Here is a 1,997-nt window from a genome sequence, read left to right as displayed (position 1 = left end):
ATACCAAGCTTTTTGAGATTTTCTCACGTAAATTTAGCATACTAGGTACTGAAGAACCATATTTTTCAAGCTAATACAGTCTGAGGAATGCGAATTTCTTTAGCTGTGTACTGGGGAACCCAGCCTTCAGTAGTAATAAAATAGCGCACTGCTTTAACTCGCTTTGCTGGAGTTAGATGAAACCAGTGTTCGCTTTTAGCTGGGACGTTGATGTATTCTTGTGGCTGTACTGTGAGTTCTACTTGACTACCATCGGGACGCACAAAGCCAAAAACTGCTTCGCCATCGATGATGTAGCGGACTTCATCATCTGCATGGGTGTGGATCTGTGCAAACTTTGCCAACAACTCATCTAGGTTGGGAATTTCGGGATATAAGACAATGAGATCGCGGGACTGATAGCCTGCTGTTTGTTGCAATTGCTCAAAATAGCCATCTAAAGCTTGGAGTACTTGTTCTTTTTCATCTTCGCTGAGGCTATCTTTTGCTAGTAAATCATGTAATTGGCGATCGCTTCCCACAGTCCAGTGATTGAGTTGAATATTCAAGGATGCCAATTCTCGCGTAATGTCTTCTAAATTTTTGTACAATGTGCCATTTTCTAGTCGTAGAATCGCCATAAATGCTCCTCTGCAAGAAATTACAGCATATTTTTACTTGTTACTATTATGCTAAATCTATAACAAGCGCTTGCGGATGGGTCTAAATCATACTGCTTTTTTGCTCTACTGAAACAAATCTCTAAAATTAATGGTAAGAAAAAATGTATGTGTTGGATCTGGCAAAATTTTTAAGCTTGATTAACATCAGCTTGGATGTTATTGCTGCCACACTGTACTAATAGCATTCCTAAATCATTCGTGAAAAATATATTGCTTATTTCCTACTGACCCGAAGAATTTCAAAAATCAAATAGGAGCGCTATAGTAATCCGATTTGATTATTGAAAAAATTTACATATATGTAGGGGAGTCAGTATATGTAGGGTGGGCACTGCCCACCAGATTAGGGTTTTGGGGGTATATAAAAAATCACATAATTCAGAGAGAAAATCAGATTCCTGCTTCATAAAGATTTGCCTGATTGAGCCAATAGACAAAACTATTTGCTGATTTACTGGAGTATTCGTTCATATCACGATTTTCTACAGGTATGTATTAAAAAGTAGTAGATAAGTACAAAATACCTATCTACTACAAGCAGAGGTTAGGAGAAAGTTGGCATATTTATAATATGATGAAAAACTTTTTCTTAGGCATAATTAGATTGACACAAAAAATTTAATATCCGAGTTAAATTGAATAATTTAAATAATCACTATGGTAAATATTTGAGAAAGGTAGCAGATAAATTGGAATATCTATCTGCTACACAGGAACGGAGGTATAAATGTTTGAGATTAACGATAATAGCTGCATATAGGAATCCGGTTTGATTCTTGAAAAAAATCCGTACACTTTAATCTTAAGTGTAGGGTGGGCATTGCCCACCCTACAGTATTTCAGAAATCAAATATGAGTCCTATAAGTGGTATACTGATTAACTACGATAATACGATAGACATAGTGTATTTTTAGGCTATTTCAAAGAGTATCGCATATTCTTATGAGTCTAGCAAGGGGTGATGAGAAAAAACTGTATTGCTCATGTAGTGAGAAATCTAACACAGTTTTAAAAACGACTAATTCTTTTGGGAAATTAAGTAAATAATGAAACAGTCGACCTCAACAGCTATTTTTTATGCTCAGAGTTATTTTGCTACAATTGCATAATTTTTAGGTAAACAACAATTTAGCTAACTTTTAAATAAAGTTTATGTTGCCTAATGGCTGTAAATCTATCGATTTAACGCATTTTAGCTAATTACAATCTAAAGGTGAAATTTGGTTAAACAGACAATTCCTAAATATATAGCAATCCGATTTGATTACTGAAAATATTTACGTAGGGAGGGAACAGGGAACAGGGAACAGGGAAGAAGGAATAAAACTGTACTG

General features: G+C 35.2%; 1 protein-coding gene. It reads right to left on the bottom strand.

What is annotated here, in order from left to right:
• Nucleotides 1-65: 65 nt before the first annotated feature.
• Complete coding sequence (locus tag BV372_RS29795; protein ID WP_086690350.1) at nucleotides 66-620, bottom strand: acireductone dioxygenase; 555 nt, start codon at nucleotides 618-620, stop codon at nucleotides 66-68.
• Nucleotides 621-1,997 lie beyond the last annotated feature (1,377 nt).

Origin of the sequence: Nostoc sp. T09 (genome assembly GCF_002154695.1) — a bacterium.
Taxonomy (GTDB): Bacteria; Cyanobacteriota; Cyanobacteriia; order Cyanobacteriales; family Nostocaceae; genus Aulosira.
Note: the sequence above shows the minus strand (reverse complement) of the source record. Positions and strands in the feature narration are given on the sequence as shown.